This is a genomic window from Halomonas sp. MMSF_3323, from assembly GCF_030733595.1.
GTDB lineage: Bacteria > Pseudomonadota > Gammaproteobacteria > Pseudomonadales > Halomonadaceae > Halomonas > Halomonas litopenaei.
On sequence record NZ_JASHIT010000010.1, the window covers coordinates 84451 to 101013 of the forward strand.

Below are 16563 nucleotides of genomic sequence, written 5' to 3' on the forward strand. Positions count from 1 at the left end.
ATGGCCGCGATGATCAACGAGTACTTTACCCAGCTGTTGTATCGCGACCGGGGGCTCGACTGGTTTGCCGAGCCGCTGGATATTCCTGTGGACGACGATATCCCCTTTGACCTAAAGACTCGAGCAACCGATGAGCCCTATGACGCCGAGTTTATCTACACAAAGAAAGATGTTTTTCTGGAAACCGTCAATGCCGATGAGTTTTGTCGGCGGGGCATGTACACAGCAATGTTTGGTTTTCTTTTTGGTGGGTTGATTCCCTTTGCTGTATTGTTTTTTCTTGAGGTTGCCTGGAATTTTTATACTGATGGTCTAAGCGTTCTGAGATGTGTGGCGCTATTTTTTTGTTCTGTTTTCATTTTTTTTCTTTCCTACGTAATCTGCAACGCCCACTCCGCCTGGGACTGCTTTACCTATCGCCATGCGGCGATTCGCTTTAACCGTCGTACTCGTCAGGTGCATGTGTTCTATACGCCGAAGCTGGGCGGTCCACGCAGCTATGACTGGGACGATATCCTGGCGACCATCACCCCCTTCGACAACGGCGGCTACTTTGTGCTGAACATCATGGCGGCAACGCCGGATGGAACCTGCTACTACGACAGCTTTCCGGTGGGAGGGGAGTTAGTGAAGCACGAGGAGTGCCTGGGCTGGTGGGAGTATATCCGTCGCTATATGGAAGAAGGGCCCGATGAAGTGCCGGAGCCCGGCTGGTACCACACCGACAGGCTGTCGCTGAAGGAGTCCTTTCTGCGCTGGTTCCCACTGCGGGAGATGAAGCGTGACAAGGCCCGGGGCCATGATATTCGTTACTCTCAATGTCGCATGGTGCTGATGTCGCCGATGCTGGCGCTGTTCTCATTGGGGCACTTTGTCTCGATGCTGACCAGCCGCAAGGTGGCCTGGTCGAAGGAGATTCGCGAGGCCTGCGGGAAAGGCGAATGATGGCGTGAAACACCGGGAGTCTTGCCTGGTCTTGCCGCCGTTGGGCCGCAGCAATTGAAGCCATCTAAGAAAACGGCGACCCGAAGGTCGCCGTTTTCTGTACTTCCAGGTCGATCGCGGTGTTACCGCCGCGACCGAGCAGGAAGGATCGCTCAGGCGGTGGGCTGGGCCACCAGTGAGCGGGTCTCTTCCTTGGCTTCGGTCAGGGCGACGCGTACCGCGTCGCCGAGCTTGAAGCGCTCCTCGCCCTCGATCTGGATGCGGCCTTCCTTGTCGTCGACCACCACCTTGTCGCGATCTGCGTGCATCAGCGGTGCCGGCACGAAGGCGGTGGCGCCGTTGGCGGTCAGGCGTACCCGCATGCCGCCGCGGTTGATGGCGATGATCTCGGCATCGAACACGTCCTGCTGCTTGGCCGCCGGGGTCAGGTAGCGCACGTAGAGCCAGTCCTTGACGTCGCGCTCGGCCAGGCGGTTGAGGCGACGACGCTCGGTGAGCTGCTCGGTCAGCTCGACGCTGGCCTCCTTCGGCGCCTGCTCGCCCTTGAGCACGCGCTTGATCAGGCGGTGATTGACCATGTCGCCGTACTTGCGGATCGGCGAGGTCCAGGTGGCGTAGGCGGCCAGTCCCAGGCCAAAGTGCGGGCCCGGCTGGGCGGACATGGCGGTAAAGCCCTGGAACTTGCGCAGGCGGGCGTCGAGCCAGGCATCGTCGCGGCTTTCCAGCGCACGCTTGAGCTCCTTGTAGCGCGACAGGTCGGTCAGCGCCTCACGCTCGACGGCGATGTCCTGGGTCGCCAGGAAGCTCTGGGCGGCCTCGGCCTTGTCGTCCTCGAAGGCACGATGGACGTTGAAGATGCCGTGACCGACCTTGTCGGCCAGCAACGCCGCACAGCAGGCATTGGCGGCGATCATCGACTCTTCGATCATGCGGTTGGCGATGCGCCGCTCTTCGGTGCGGATCGCCAGCACGTTGCCGGCCTCGTCCAGGTCGAAGACATAGTCGGGACGGTCCTTGAACACCAGGGCGTGCTCCTGACGCCAGGCGGTGCGTGCCTCGGTCAGATCGCGGAGGGCCTTGAGCTGTTCACCGATGGTGTCGTCGGGTGCCCAGTCGCCCCGGCCTTCGAGCCAGTCAGAGACGTTGTCGTAGACCAGGCGAGCCTGTGAACGCGCGGTGGCAGCGAAGAACTGATAGTCACCGAGGCTGCCATCGGCGTTGACGTCCAGGCGACAGGCCAGCACCGGGCGCTCCTGGCCCTCGTGCAGCGAGCACAGATCGTCGGCCAGCTGCTCGGGCAGCATGGTGACGTTCTGGCCCGGCAGGTAGACGGTGAAGGCGCGGGTGCGGGCCTCGAGGTCGGCGGCGTGGCCTTCCTCGACGTAGGCGGTGGGGTCGGCGATAGCCACCGACAGGCGCCAGCCGCCGTCCTCGCGGACCTCGACGCGCAAGGCGTCGTCCATGTCCCGGGTCTTCTCGCCATCGATGGTGAAGAAGGGCTCGGCGGTCAGGTCCTCTCGCTCCAGGCCTTCGTCGCGCAGCGGCCAGTCGTTGCCGGCGTCGGGGCATTCCTGCTCGAGGGCGTGGCGGGCCAGGGTGACGCGCCAGGGCACTGCGGGATCATCGGTCTTGGCCACCAGCTCGTCGATCTGGGTAAAGAAGGCGCGATCGTCGGGCTTGAGCGGGTGGCGCACCAGACGCGCCACTACCCAGTCGCCGTCACCGATGGCGTCTTCCTCAAGGCTGCGCTTGATGCGTGCCTTCATGGCGGTCTTGATCGACGGGTGATCAGGCACCACCGCCAGGCGTCCATCGCGCTTCTGCACCCGGGCAACGAAGCGCTGCATGTTGCTCTCGATCAGGGTGTCGGGTTCCACCGACTTGCGCTCGCCTTCCTCGTGCAGCACTGCCTCGACGCGGTCGCCGTGCAGCACCTTCTTCATGGCGGGGGGCGGCACGAAATAGGACGCACCGTCCTCGCACTCGAGGAAGCCGAAGCCCTTTTCGGTGGCTTTGATGACACCCGTGACGCGGGGGGTGTTATCGCGGATCTGTTGCTTGAGCTGAGCCAGCAAGGCGTTGTTCTGCAGCATGGTCACGATCGAGTGGCGGGAATAAGGGGGCCACTATACGGATTGTTGCAGCCCCGGCCAAACCCCGTGGAGCCCGAGGCCACAAATCAAGGGGTTGGAAACGGTATCCGGCAAAATTTCACCGCTTCCTGTGCGGCATCCTTGCTACGCCTCCTTTCGCTCCCGTGGGAATACCTCGGTAGAGGAGTTGAGGGGGCGTGTGGGTCGCCGTGAAATGCACAGTCAGGGTTCGACCAATGTGGTATTAGATTGGTATTCAACTGGTCTCTATGTGGAGCTATAGTGGTCATCACCAAGCTCCCAGGGACCACGCCGCCATGGATTCACGATTCGAGCACCTGCACCTCGACGCCTCGCTTGCCACGCCACTGTACCGCCAGCTGGCCAACGGCCTGGAGGCGGCCATCCGCAGTGGCAGCTGGCGCGCCGGAGAGGCGCTGCCGTCGGAACGCAACCTGGCCGAGGCGTTGGCGGTGTCACGCATCACGGCGCGCAAGGCCCTCGACCAGCTGGAGGAAAGCGGCCTGATCCGACGCGACCGCGGCTCCGGCACCTTTATTCGCCCCAGCATGGATCAGCCGCTGACCCGACTGGCGAGTTTCAGCGACATGCTGATCCAGCGGGGGTTTTCGCCGCGCTCCGAGTGGCTGAGGCGCGAGCGCTGCCAGCCGAGCTCCGAGGAGAATCTACGCCTGGGATTGTCGAGCAATGCCCAGGTGTCGCGACTCAAGCGTCTGCGTCTGGCCGATGACGTGGTGATGGCGGTGGAGGAGAGCTGCCTGCCGGTCACGGTGCTGCCGGACCCCATGGCGGTCGACGTCTCGCTGTATCAATGGCTCGAGCAGGCTGGTCGCCCCATCGTGCGTGCCCGTCAGCAGGTCACCGCGGTCAATGCCGACGCCGAACTCGCCGGGCTTGCCCAGGTGGCCGAAGGCCAGGCTCTGCTCAAGGTGACGCGGCTGGGCTACCTGGCCGACGACACCCCGGCGGAGCTGACCATCACCTACTGCCGTACCGACTACTACGACTTCACCGTCGAACTCGCCCGCTAGGAGACCGCCATGAGTACCGCTCCCACCCGCCTTGCCGGCAACGTGCTGACCCCCGAGGGCTGGCGCCTGGGTGAGATTCGGCTGGAACAGGGCCGGATCGCTGCCATCGAGGGCTCCCCCGTGGCCCCCTCTACCAATGATGCCCCTCGGCTGATCCCTGGCTTCGTCGACCTGCACGTGCATGGCGGTGGCGGAGCCGACGCCATGGAGGGGCGCGAGGCCGTCTCGACACTCGCCCGCACTCACCTGCGGTTTGGCACCACCAGCCTGCTGGCGACCACCATGACCGCGCGCCCGGAAGAGGTGCGTACGGTTCTGGGCGAGATCTCAGGCTATATGGACGCCCCGGACCCCGCGGCTTCCCGGGTGCTCGGCGTACACCTCGAAGGGCCCTTCATCAATCCTGGCAAGCTCGGCGCCCAGCCGGCCCACGCCCAGGTCGCCAGCGTCGCCGAAATGGATGAACTGATGGCGTTGGCGCCCATCCTGCTGATCACCCTGGCACCGGAAATCAGCGGCCATGGAGAAGTGATCCGTCACCTCACCGACAAGGGCGTGCGCGTCCAGCTGGGCCATACCCTGGGCAGCTACGAAGAGGGTGTCGAGGCGCTGTCCCACGGCGCCTGCGGCTTTACCCACCTGTTCAACGCCATGACCGCGCTGCACCACCGCAAGCCGGGCATGGTCGGGGCGGCGCTGGCCCACGCCGAGTACGCCGAGATCATTCCCGATCTGCTGCATGTACATCCCGGCGCCATTCGCACCGCGCTGCGCTGCATTCCGCGGCTCTATGCGGTGACCGATTCCACCGCGGCGGCTGGCATGCCCGACGGTGACTACCGCCTGGGCGAGCAGAAGGTGACCAAGTGCCTGGGCGGCGTGCGTCTGGCCGACGGCACCCTGGCCGGCAGCACCCTGACCATGGATCAGGCGCTGCGCAACTTCGTCAGTGTCGGGCTCAGCCTGGCCGAGGCCTCGGATCGGCTGTCGCGCTTTCCCGCGGACTTCCTCGGGCGCCGTGACATCGGTCGCCTGGAGGCCGGGGCCCGCGCCGATATCGTGACCCTCGACCCCGAACTCACCCTTACCTCTGTCCATCTGGACGGTCGTCTTGTCTCTGGAGAATCCCATGACACTCATGCTTGAAGAGGCGCTGAACGCGCCGGAACGCCTGCGCGGTCAGTTGACGCGTAACCAGACAGTGCTGCGGGAACTGGGTGATCGCCTGCGTGCCGAGCCGCCGACAGGCGCCGTCACCGTGGCCAGGGGCAGCTCTGACCACGCCGCCAGCTATCTCGCCTACCTGTGCATGCAGACTCGCGGCATTCCGGTGGCCTCGCTGCCGCCGTCACTGTCGACCCTGTCGCGTACGCCCTGGCGATTGGCCGGCCAGCTGTCCATCGCCATCTCCCAGTCGGGCCAGAGTCCCGATCTGGTGGCGAGCCAGGAGGCGCTGAAGCAGGGTGGTGCCACCACCATCGCGCTGGTCAATACGCCGGAGTCACCACTGGGCCGGGCGAGCGATCTGGAAGTGCCGCTGTTTGCCGGTGAAGAGAAGAGTGTGGCGGCCACCAAGAGCTTCCTGGCGACCCTGTCCGCCGGTGCCCAGCTGATGGCCCACTGGAACGAGAGCGCCATGCTGCTGGGGGCGCTCAATGAGCTGCCCGACCGCCTCACCGACGCCGCCGCCCAGGACTGGAGCCCGGCGGTAGAAGCGCTCAAGGACGCCGATCGGCTGATGGTCATCGGCCGCGGTACCGGGCTTGGCATCGCCCAGGAGGCGGCGCTCAAGTTCAAGGAAACCTGCGCCATTCAGGCAGAGCCCTTCAGTGGCGCCGAGGTCAAGCACGGCCCCATGGCGCTCATCGAGCCAGGCTATCCGGTACTGGTGTTCGCCCCCCCCGGCGCCGAACAGCAGGGCTTGCTGGAGCTGGCCGAGTGGCTCGAGAGCGTGGGTGCCAAGGTGCTGCTGGCCGCCGATGACCGTGTGGCCAATCGCCATCTGACATTGACCTCGGCGGGTCACGAGGCGCTGGAGCCGCTGTCGGTGATCCAGAGCTTCTATCCGATGGTGGCCCGCCTGGCCGAGGCCCGCGGTATCGATCCGGATCAACCGAGGCACCTGCGCAAGGTGACCTGCACGCTCTAATCACTACGACAATCATACGGAGCCGATCATGACTTCCAGCAATGTCACTCTGGTGGCGCCGGTCAAGGGGGTGGTAGTCCCCCTGGCCGACGTGCCGGACCCGGTTTTTGCCGAGGGTACCCTCGGCCAGGGCATCGCCCTGGATCCCCTGGGCGGTTGCCTGCACGCGCCCTGCGCCGGCGAGGTGATTCAGTGTGCCCGTACCCATCACGCCTTCACCATCAAGAGCGACGAGGGCGTCGAGGTACTGGTTCATCTTGGCCTCGACACCGTCGCCCTCGAAGGCAAGGGCATCGAGCCCTGCGTCAGCCTGGGCCAGCGCATCGAGGCGGGCGAGCCGCTGTGCTACTTCGATGTGGATCAACTGGTATGCGAGGCGGTATCGCTGGTGACGCCACTGGTGGTGCTGGATGCCGGAGGTCGTGAGTGGGTGTCGCTGGACCTGCGTGCCGGCGATATTGTCCAGCGCGGTGATCCGCTGGTGGTGTTGGGCCCCGAAAGGCTTGCCGATGATGTCACCGATGAAGAAGGCAGCGATGGCCAGGCGCTGGAGCGCTCTCTGGTACTGGCGATCGAGTCAGGGTTGCACGCCCGGCCGGCGGCACGCCTGCGTGCCATCGCGCGTGATCACCAGGTAAGCCTGAGCCTGCTGCGCGACGCTCGTACGGCCAGTTCGGATAGTGTCAGCGCCCTGATGAACCTGGGGCTCGAGTGCGGCGACGACGTGGTCATCAGGGTAAAGGGGCGTCAGGCCGAAGCGGCCCTGGCGGCAGCGATGGCGCTGTTGACCACGCCGGAAGGGCATGGCCCAGGGCAGGCGGAGGCCGCCACATCATCGGCAGCGCCCAGCGTCGATCTGCCCGCCGGACAGCTCGCAGGTCTTGTGGCCAGCGCCGGGATCGCGACCGGTCCGCTGGCGACACTGTCGGTCAAGTTACCCGAGGTGCCGCTGGAAGGGCTGGGGCGCAAGCTGGAAAGTCCGCGTCTGAAAGAGGCGCTCGAACGCGTCGGGCGCCAGCTGGAGGCCGCCCGAGAGCGCGCCGAGCGCAGCGGCCAGACCGCCGAGGCAGAGGTGTTCGAGGCGCACCAGGCGTGGCTTGAAGACCCTGACCTGGTGGCCTCGTCGATCAGCCGCCTGGAAGAGGGACTAAGCCCTGGCCAGGCCTGGCGCGAGGCGCTGGATGCCGAGGCCGATCGGCTGCGGGCCACTGGTAACCCCATCTTGATCGGGCGGATCGCCGACCTGCGTGATCTGCAACGCCAGGTGATGCTGGAATTCAGCGAAGGCGAGGGCAGTGGGTTCGGTGATATCACCCCCGGCGCCATCGTCGTCGCAGAAGATCTGACACCGTCCACCTTTGTCGATCTCTGTGCGCTCAAGCCGGCAGGGATATGCCTGGCCGCTGGTGGCACCACCTCCCACGTGGCCATCATGGCCAGGGCCAGGGGATTGCCGTGCCTGGTCGCCATGGGCGGCGGCCTGATGGAAGCGACCGAGTCGTGTCTGGATCGGGCGGTGGTGCTGGATGCCGACAACGGCCGGCTGGAACTCGAGCCCGACCAGGCGCGTCGCGATCAGGTGGTGGCGGACATCGCCGCCCGCCAGGCGCGTGCCGAGGAAGAACGTGCCGAGGCTCACCTGGAGGTGGTCACCCGGGACAACCGCATGATCGAGGTGGCGGCCAATATTGGCAGCGCCGAGGAAGCCCGCCAGGCCAGCGACTGTGGTGCCGATGGTGTCGGCCTGATGCGCTCGGAATTTCTGTTTCTGGGGCGTGACGCCGCGCCCGAAGAAGACGACCAGCGCCAGGAGTACCAGGCCAGCGTCGATGCGCTGGGGTCCAGGCCAGTGATCATCCGAACCCTGGATATCGGCGCCGACAAGCAGCTGCCGTATCTCACCCTGCCCGCCGTCCCCAATCCGGCGCTGGGCGTGCGCGGCATGCGCCTGTGGCAGACCCAACCGGCTCTGCTGGACACCCAGTTGAGGGCCTTGCTCGGAGTCAAGCCCTTGCGGCATCTGCGCATCATGGTGCCGATGGTCAGCGACGCCAGCGAACTCGAGTGGGTACGCGAACGCATGGAGGCGCTGGCCGCCGAGATGCGGCTGACCGAACTGCCGCTGCTCGGCGCCATGATCGAGGTGCCCAGCGCAGCGCTGTGCTCCGCCGCCATGGCCAAGGTCGCGGACTTCCTGTCGATCGGCACCAATGACCTGACCCAGTATGGCCTGGCCATGGACCGTGAGGATCCTCAGCTGGCGGCCCAGGCCGACGTGCTGCATCCCGGAGTGCTGCGGCTGATTCAGGCCACCCTGTCGGGCACCGCCAACCGCTGTCCGGTGGGGGTGTGTGGCGCCGCAGCGGGGGACGACCTGGCCGGCCCGCTGCTGGTGGCCATGGGCGTGTCGGAATTGTCGGTGGAGCCGTCGCGTATCGCTTCGGTCAAGGCCCGCCTGCGCAGGCTTGATGCCGCCGTGATCGCGCGTGAAATCGACACCCTGCTGGCGATGCCCGATGCGGCCTCGGTGCGCAAGGCACTGGCACCGCTGGTGGACGCCGCCCTCGACGTCGAACCCACTCCCGAGAGGATCCTGACATGACCACCTCCTTTGGTTCACGCCTGATGGCGGCGCTTCAGCTGCTCGGGCGCTCCTTGATGCTGCCGATCGCGGTACTGCCGGTGGCCGGCCTGCTGCTGCGCCTGGGCCAGCCGGACCTGCTGGACATCGCCTTCGTCGCCAGCGCCGGTCAGGCGATCTTCGCCAACCTGGCGCTGATCTTCGCCATCGGTCTCGCCGTCGGCTTTGCCGACGACAGCAATGGCGCGGCGGGGCTCGCCGGGGTGATCGGCTACCTGGTGCTGGACGCGGTGCTGCAAAGCCTCAACCCCGAGATCGACATGGGGGTGCTGGCCGGCATCATCATGGGTACCGTGGCCGGGCTTCTGTACAACCGCTTCAAGGCGATAAAACTGCCCGACTATCTGGCCTTCTTCGGCGGACGGCGCTTCGTGCCCATCGCCACCGGCCTTGCCGGGGTGGTGCTGGGGATCGCCTTCGGCTGGGGCTGGCCGCCGATCCAGCACGCCATCGACACCCTGGGACACTGGCTGATCGACGCCGGCGCCTTTGGCAAGTTCGTCTATGGTGCGCTCAATCGACTGCTGATCGTCACCGGCCTGCACCACGTGCTCAACAGCTTTGTGTGGTTCGTGTTCGGCAGCTTCGGCGACGCTACCGGTGACCTCAATCGCTTCTTCGCCGGTGACCCGGCGGCGGGTGGTTTCATGGCCGGCTTCTTCCCGGTGATGATGTTCGGTCTGCCGGCGGCGGCACTGGCCATGTACCACACCGCAGACAAGGGCCGTCGCGCCCAGGTCGGCGGGCTCTTGATGTCGCTGGCGCTGACCGCCTTCCTGACCGGGGTGACCGAACCGATCGAGTTCACCTTCATGTTCCTGGCGCCGCTGTTGTACGCCTTCCACGCGCTGATGACCGGGCTGAGCATGGCGATCATGCAGTGGCTCGACGTCAAGCTTGGCTTCACCTTCTCGGCCGGCGCCTTCGACTACGCCCTGTCCTACGGTCTGTCCACCAACGGCTGGCTGATGCTGCCGGTGGGGCTCGCGATCGGTAGCGTCTACTACGTGCTGTTCCGTTGGGCGATCGTGCGCTTCGATCTGCCGACGCCAGGGCGTGAGCCGATGGACGAGGGCGTCAAGGTACAGGCCGAGGACCTGGGCGAGCGGGGGCCGGCCTTCGTCACGGCGCTCGGCGGTGCCGCCAACCTCGAGGCCGTCGGTGCCTGCACCACACGCCTGCGGCTGGTGCTCAAGGAGCCGGAGCAGATCGACGAGCCGGCACTCAAGGCGCTGGGCTCGCGTGGCATCATGCGCCTCGGCGGAGGTGGCATCCAGGTCATCCTGGGCCCCATCGCCGACAGCGTGTCCGATGAGATTCGCGCCGCCATGGCCGCCGAGGGCCGGACCCCGCCGGTGGGCGCCGACCCCGCACCTATCGCCACCGGCGTCCCCAAGGTGGTGAGCGCCAAGAGTCTCAATGACGAGCAGATAGACGCCTGGACCCGAGCGCTGGGTGGCTCGGACAACGTTCGCGCGCTGGAAGCCCGGGCGGCGACCCGTCTGCGCCTGGAGGTCGGCAGCGACGGTGCGCTGGACGAGCAGGCGCTGGCGCAGCTGGGTTGTCACGGCGTGATGCGAGTAGCCGATGGCGTCTGGCACCTGGTGGTGGGCAAGGACGCCGAGGCCCTGGCCGGTGGCCTGCACCAGGCAGGGCTGGCAGCCCACTGAGTGGCAGCCCGCTGGGTGGCTGGTGGCGAGTGTGATGCGCCCGCCACCTGCGGTCATCTCGCCTTACCGCTAGCGGCGGCACACTTCAGGGTGTGCCGCCGCTGGCGTTCTACGCCTGGCCATCTGGTGTAGACTTCCCCGTTCCCCCTGAAGACCCGGAGTCGCCATGCTGCCTCACCTGATCGTGTCCGACCTCGACGGTACCCTGCTGGGTGCCAACCATGACCTGGCCGAGCTGACCTTCGAGACCCTGCGTCGACTGGCCACCGATGGCCACAGCATCGCCCTGGCCTCGGGCCGTCATCATCGCGACATGATCGGCTTTCGCGATCGCCTGGGGGTGGACGCCCATATCATCTCCAGCAACGGCGCCTGGACACTGGACCCGAACGACCGCTGCGTGCGGTCGGCACACCTCGCCCCGGAGCTGGTCGAGGCGCTGATTCAGTTGCCGCGTCATCCCGACGTACGCCTCAACATGTACCGCGACGAGGCCTGGGTGATCGATGATCACGCCCCGGGCCTGCTGTCGCTGCACGAGGCCACCGGCTTCGGCTACCGGGTGGAGGGACCGGCAGAGATGGACGTCCAGGGGGTCGGCAAGGTGCTCTATATCGGTGACCCCAGTCTGCTTGCCGACATCGAAGCCGGCGCCCGGGAGGCGGCAGGCGAGGCGCTTCACATCACCTACTCGATGAGTCATTCGCTGGAGATCATGGCCGCCGGGGTCAACAAGGGCACCGCCGTCTCGGCACTGCTTGACGACCTCGGCATCCCCGCCACCCGTTGCCTGGCCTTCGGCGACAACCTCAATGATCTGGAGATGCTGGCGCTGGCCGGCGAGGCCCAGGTGATGGCCAACGCCCATCCCAGGCTGGCCGAGGACCTGCCCGAGGCCCGCGTGATCGGTCACCACGCCGAGGCAGCGGTGGCCCAGCACCTGCGGCAGCGCTTTGGGCTGGACGGCTGACGGGCGGCCGAGGCAAAGGCAGCGCGCTACACTGAGGCCACACTTGGGGCAGTGGTGGGGCGGCGGGCTAGCGCCGTCATACCGAGGTCTTGCATCCCCTGTAACAGGAGGCAGTGATGAACGGATTTGACCCGATGTTTCTCGATCGCCATGTGCGCGACACCATGGCGTTCTATCATCCGCGGGCGATCGATCCGCACGGCGGTTTCTTCCAGTATTTTCGTGACGATGGTCACATCGTCGACGCCGGACATCGGCACCTGGTCTCGAGTACGCGTTTCGTGGTGACCTATGCTCGCTTTGCTCGCCAGACCGGCAATCCCGAGTATCTGCACTGGGCCCGCCATGGTCTGGCCTATCTCGAAAAGGCCCACTTCCAGACGCGCCATCAGGGCTACGCCTGGACCCTGCGCGATGGAAAGGTCGAAGACCCCACCCATCACTGTTACGGCCTGGCCTTCGTGTTGCTGGCCTACGCCGAGGCCTATCGCGCCGGCATCGATGAAGCCTACGAGGGTATCGGTCGGGTACACGCCATGCTCGACAAGCGCTTCTGGGAACCCCAGTGGCAGCGCTTCGCCGATGAAGCAGATGAGCACTGGAATCTCAGCGACTATCGCGGCCAGAACGCCAACATGCATGGCTGTGAGGCGCTGATCGCCGCCTTCGAGGCCACCGGCGAGACCCCCTATCTGGACCAGGCCATGGCCATCGCCCGCGCGATCACCAAGGCCAGCGATGACCATCCCCATGGCTGGATCTGGGAGCACTACAACCGCCAATGGCAGCGCGACTTCGACTACAACCGCGACGATCCCAAGCATCTGTTCCGTCCCTGGGGCTATCAGGTGGGCCACCAGACCGAATGGGCCAAGCTGCTGGTGCAGCTGGCACGCTATCGCGATGATGCCTGGTTGATCCCCACCGCCGAGCGGTTGTTCTCGAGCGCCTGCGAAGCGGGCTGGGACAGGACCCATGGCGGCCTGGTCTATGGCCTGGATCTCGACGGGCATGTATGTGACGGCGACAAGTACTTCTGGGTCCAGGCGGAGAGCTTCGCCGCGGCCGCCGTGCTCTGGGAGGTCACTGGCAAGGCCAACTATCGCCGCTGGTACCAGCGGCTGTGGGACTACAGTTGGCAGCACATGATCGACCACCACCATGGCGCCTGGGTGCGTATCCTGACGCCGGACAATCGTCGTTACGACAACCTGAAGAGCCCTGCCGGCAAGGTCGACTACCACACCATGGGCGCCTGTCAGGAAGTCATGGAAGTGCTCGAGCGGCTGGATCGTTAGGCATCTGTCTTCGGCGCCGGCCGATGCCATGCTACGGCCGGCGTTCCTCACCATCCTGGGCCGTCAGGCGTCCTTCTTCGGTGCCTCCATGCGCCTGAGCTGGCGCCACAGATCGCGGCGCAGGTCCGCCACTCGGGGGCGCTCGTCAGGGTCGAAGGCCAGCGGGCGCACTAGACGCTGGGTGCGCAGTCCCAGACGTGCCCCCAGCAGCCCCACGCCGAGGCCCTGGGCGGCGCGGGTGGACAGCCGCCCGGCCAGGTCCAGCGACAGCATCTGCATGCTGGCGTCGGCGGCAAGCTCGGTGGCGCCGGCGAAGGCCATCTGATAGAGCACGCTGCGCAGCAGGCGTACCCGGGCGGCGTAGCCCAGCTCCAATCCGTAGAGTCGGCACAGGCGATCGATCATCGCCAGGTGGCGCCAGGCCACCAGCGCCATGTCGACCAGGGTTAACGGGCTGACCGCCACCATCACGGCGGTTTCTCCGCTCATGCGCGAGATCAGCCGGCGCGCCTCTCGGTCACGGGGGGCGAGCAGATGGTGGGCCACCAGCGCCTGCAGGTCACGGCCGTCATGGTGGTCTTCACGGGCCGCCTCGAAGGCCAGCCAATGGGGATCGTCGTCGCCGAGGGCCAGCTGATGCTTGAGCCGTCTGACCATGGACAGTGCGTCCCTGGGGGAGCGCGACGGCAATTCGGCCAGGGATTCACGCAACTGGTCGTGGCGCTTGAGGCGCCTGAGGCGAAACAGCTCCCGGCTCAGGGCGAGCCCGCCAAGGCCGATGGTGGCAAGTCCCAGCAGTTGCCAGCCGGTGGCGATCAGGTCACCGCCTGCCAGGGTAGCGGGGACCCCGGTCACCAGTTCGGCGCCGCCGAGTCCCACCGCCGCTCCCAGTACTGCGATCAGGCCCCAGCGGCGCTTGCGTGGGCGTCCCAGAGAGCCCTCCAGATCTACCTTGGCATCGGTTTCCGGCGCCTCGGCTGGGGTCAGCGCTCGGCTATCCAGGTGATCGTCGAAGCGCAGGCCCGGACGCGGGTCACTGAAGGTGGTGTTGTCGACGCCGGCAGCGGAGGGCGCATCGTCGTCATCGGCAAAGCGTACCGCAGGGCGCGGGTCGTCACGGCTATCTCGAGTCATGCGAGCTTGTCTCCAATCAGCCAGTCCAGCGCCAGGTCCATGCGAATATGGGGCAGCGCACCGGTGGTCGAGGGCTGAGGGCGGAAGGCGGTGAAATCGAACCCCTGGCGATCCCAGAAGGCCGGGTCAGGCAGGCGGCTGGGCACCTCGCCGGGGAAGGCCAGCAAGGGCTCGCCTTCCAGGGTGACGCCCTTGAGCGCAGGGGATTTCCTGCCCTGGTGGGTGACCTCGCGGGCCTCGGTGGCGCGAATGGCCGCCAGCGACATGGCCTTGACCGGAATATTGGCGTACTTGAGGTTCTTCAGCGGCTCGGCCAGCAGCGCCTCGAGCAGCCCGACCAGGCGGGCATGCTGTTCCGGGGTCACATGGTCGGCCTTGGTGGCGGCGATGGCGAGGCGGTCGATGCGTGGCGTGAACAGCCGCGAGAACAGGCTGCGCTGGCCGTAGTTGAAGCTCTGCATCAGACGATGGAGCGCCTTGGACAGATCCTCGAAGCGTTCCGGCCCGGCGTTCAGTGCCCCCAGCACGTCCACCAGCACGATCTGGCGATCGAAGCGCCGGAAGTGCTCGCGGTAGAACGGCTTGACGATATGTTGCTGGTAGTAGCTGAAACGTCGGGCCAGGGTACGGTAGACGCTGGTCTCGGGCAGCCGTTCGAGGTCGTCGGACGATGCCTGCTCCAGCCCCGGCAGGGGGAAGAACTGCAGCACCGGGGCGCCGGACAGCTCCCCCGGCAGCAGAAAACGGCCGGGCTGAAGGTCGGAGAAGCCGGCCTCCCTGGCGGCGCGCAGGCCTTCGGCGTAGCGCTCGCTGATCTCCGCCAGGCGGGCCTCGTCGGCCTCGTCGTCGAGCCGAAGTTCACGCACCGCGCTTTCCCAGTCGGCCAGCATGGCACGCCTTGCTGGCCCCGCCGCGTCCCACTGGGCGAGGCTCCAGCTCAGGAAGTCGTGGTCCAGCAGCGGCAGGTCGAGCAGCCACTCGCCAGGATAGTCGAACAGGTCCAGGGTCAACTCGGCGGTATCGGGTCGCAACCACTGCTGGCGACCAGGGCGATAGCGAATCTTCAGGCGTAACTCGCTGATGCCACGGGTGGGCTGGGGCCACTCGGGAGGCGTGCTCTCGAGGCTGGCGCGGGCTCGGTCGAAGGGAAACCTGGGGACCGCGAGATCCTGCTGGGAAACCCGCTGGGCGCCCAGCAGGCGCCCCTCGCGGCTGGCCGAGAGCAGGTCGAGCCGCGCCTCGAGCCCGGCGTGACGCAACTGGTCCACCAGGGAGGTCAAGAATGCCGTCTTGCCGGCCCGAGATAGCCCGGTCACCGCCAGACGCAACTGGCGGTCTCGGCCGCGCTCGATCAGGTCCATCAGATCACGGGTCAGGTCCGTTGGCATTGCCACTCCGTCGGTGAAAGTTATTCCTTAATCTGGGGGCGACCGGCGTCAAAGGCAAGACGCTGCGCCGCGATCAGTATCAGCGGCAGGGCAGCCATCGGCAACAGCCACAGATTGAGCGTCTGCCAGCCAAGCCACTGGATCAGCGGGCCGGCCGCCAGGGCGGTGATCGCCGCAGTGGAAAACACCAGGAACTCATTGGCGGCCTGAACACGAGCCTTTTCTGCGGGCAGGTGACACTCGGTCAGAAGGCCAGTGGCCGGCAGAAAGGTAAAGTTCCAGCCCAGTCCCAGCAGGATCAAAGTGACATTGAAGCCCGCCAGGCTGGAGGGTGCCAGGGCGCTGAGGGCACTGGCGCAAAGCAGCACACAACCCAGCGCGATCATGCGTGTCGTGCCGAACCGCTGGGTCAGTTGGCCGGTGAAGAACGAGGGCGCGAACATCGCCAGCACATGCCACTGAATCGTCATCGAGACGTGGTGAAAGGCGTGGCCATCGGAGGCCATGGCCAGGGGGGTAGCGGTCATGGCCAGGTTCATCACGCCGTAGCCGATCATGGCGGCGAGTACCGCAAGCCAAAGCTTGGGCTGTGCCAGCAGCTCCCCGAGCGGACGTCTCTTGCCATGACGGGTGCTCGGGTCCAGCGGGGGCAAAGGTACCACCAGCAACAGGGCCAGGGCGATGAGGTAGAGCGCTCCCAGGCCGACAAAGCTTCCGAGAAAGGGCGTCGTGACAGCATCCTGACTGATACGCGCAAGCCAGGGGCCGAAGAAGGCGGCCAGCACACCACCGCCCATGACCAGACCGATAGCCCTGTCCCTGGCGCCGCTCGGGGCCAGCTCGATCGCCGCGAAGCGATAGAGCTGACCGAAGCCGATGCCCACGCCGATTGCCATGGTCGCCACGGTGAAGGCGGCGAAGTGATTGGCCAGCAACGCCAGGTAGGCGGCTACCGTGCCGGCGAAGCCGATCAGGTTGCCGATCACGAAGCCTCGCTTGCGCCCCAATCGGCCCATGATCAAGGAGGCCGGCAGGGTGGCGAGCATCAACCCCAGCCACTGAGTCGCCACCGGCAGGGTGGACAGCCAGGGCGAGGGCGCCAGGCTCTGGCCGATCAGCGGCGAGACGGCGATCAACAGAATGTTGCCGCTCACCAGCAGCGCCTGACACAGCGACAGCAGAAGCACTCCGCCGGGGAGGCGGGATGAAGTCACAGGGGGCAT

Annotated in this window: 12 protein-coding genes; 8 read left to right on the plus strand and 4 right to left on the minus strand. The window is 66.2% G+C overall.

All coding sequences use genetic code 11. From position 1 onward, the window contains the following. Positions 1 to 9 precede the first annotated feature (9 nt). The gene (locus tag RBB39_RS06985) at positions 10 to 945 is read left to right on the plus strand and encodes a DUF6708 domain-containing protein (protein WP_306168961.1); all 936 of its coding nucleotides are present in this window, start codon (positions 10 to 12) and stop codon (positions 943 to 945) included. A gap of 152 nt (positions 946 to 1097) precedes the next feature. Here RBB39_RS06985 and RBB39_RS06990 read toward each other — a convergent pair whose 3' ends face one another. Next, entirely contained in the window at positions 1098 to 3038 is a 1941-nt protein-coding gene (locus tag RBB39_RS06990) for an exoribonuclease II (RefSeq protein WP_306168962.1), read from the minus strand. Between the two features lie 317 nt (positions 3039 to 3355). On the opposite strand from RBB39_RS06990, the gene RBB39_RS06995 reads away from it, so the two are divergent. The 7 genes from RBB39_RS06995 (at position 3356) to RBB39_RS07025 (ending at position 12818) form a co-directional block, all read left to right on the plus strand. Next, positions 3356 to 4090, plus strand: a complete 735-nt coding sequence (locus RBB39_RS06995) for a GntR family transcriptional regulator (RefSeq protein WP_108133240.1) — start codon at positions 3356 to 3358, stop codon at positions 4088 to 4090. Positions 4091 to 4099: 9 nt separating this feature from the next. Next, positions 4100 to 5236, plus strand: a complete 1137-nt coding sequence (nagA, locus tag RBB39_RS07000) for an N-acetylglucosamine-6-phosphate deacetylase (protein ID WP_306168963.1) — start codon at positions 4100 to 4102, stop codon at positions 5234 to 5236. Further along, positions 5220 to 6239, plus strand: a complete 1020-nt coding sequence (locus tag RBB39_RS07005) for an SIS domain-containing protein (protein ID WP_306168964.1) — start codon at positions 5220 to 5222, stop codon at positions 6237 to 6239. Before nagA ends, RBB39_RS07005 begins: the two co-directional genes overlap by 17 nt. Before the next feature lie 28 nt (positions 6240 to 6267). Beyond that, positions 6268 to 8841: a phosphoenolpyruvate--protein phosphotransferase gene (gene ptsP / locus RBB39_RS07010; RefSeq protein ID WP_306168965.1), complete on the plus strand. Its 2574-nt coding sequence runs from the start codon at positions 6268 to 6270 to the stop codon at positions 8839 to 8841. Further along, entirely contained in the window at positions 8838 to 10550 is a 1713-nt protein-coding gene (gene nagE / locus RBB39_RS07015; RefSeq protein WP_306168966.1) for an N-acetylglucosamine-specific PTS transporter subunit IIBC, read from the plus strand. Before ptsP ends, nagE begins: the two co-directional genes overlap by 4 nt. A 166-nt stretch (positions 10551 to 10716) precedes the next feature. Further along, positions 10717 to 11520: a Cof-type HAD-IIB family hydrolase gene (locus RBB39_RS07020; protein ID WP_306168967.1), complete on the plus strand. Its 804-nt coding sequence runs from the start codon at positions 10717 to 10719 to the stop codon at positions 11518 to 11520. Positions 11521 to 11636: 116 nt separating this feature from the next. After that, positions 11637 to 12818, plus strand: a complete 1182-nt coding sequence (locus RBB39_RS07025; RefSeq protein ID WP_306168968.1) for an AGE family epimerase/isomerase — start codon at positions 11637 to 11639, stop codon at positions 12816 to 12818. Positions 12819 to 12881: 63 nt separating this feature from the next. Here the strand turns inward: RBB39_RS07025 and RBB39_RS07030 are convergent, their stop codons facing one another. From RBB39_RS07030 to RBB39_RS07040, 3 genes are read right to left on the minus strand one after another with little or no spacing between them, the layout of a single operon-like run. Next, positions 12882 to 13952 (minus strand): YcjF family protein, encoded by a 1071-nt coding sequence (locus RBB39_RS07030; protein WP_306168969.1) that lies wholly within the window; start codon positions 13950 to 13952, stop codon positions 12882 to 12884. After that, positions 13949 to 15340 (minus strand): YcjX family protein, encoded by a 1392-nt coding sequence (locus RBB39_RS07035; RefSeq protein WP_045992935.1) that lies wholly within the window; start codon positions 15338 to 15340, stop codon positions 13949 to 13951. Before RBB39_RS07035 ends, RBB39_RS07030 begins: the two co-directional genes overlap by 4 nt. A 20-nt stretch (positions 15341 to 15360) precedes the next feature. Beyond that, entirely contained in the window at positions 15361 to 16563 is a 1203-nt protein-coding gene (locus tag RBB39_RS07040) for an MFS transporter (RefSeq protein WP_108133247.1), read from the minus strand.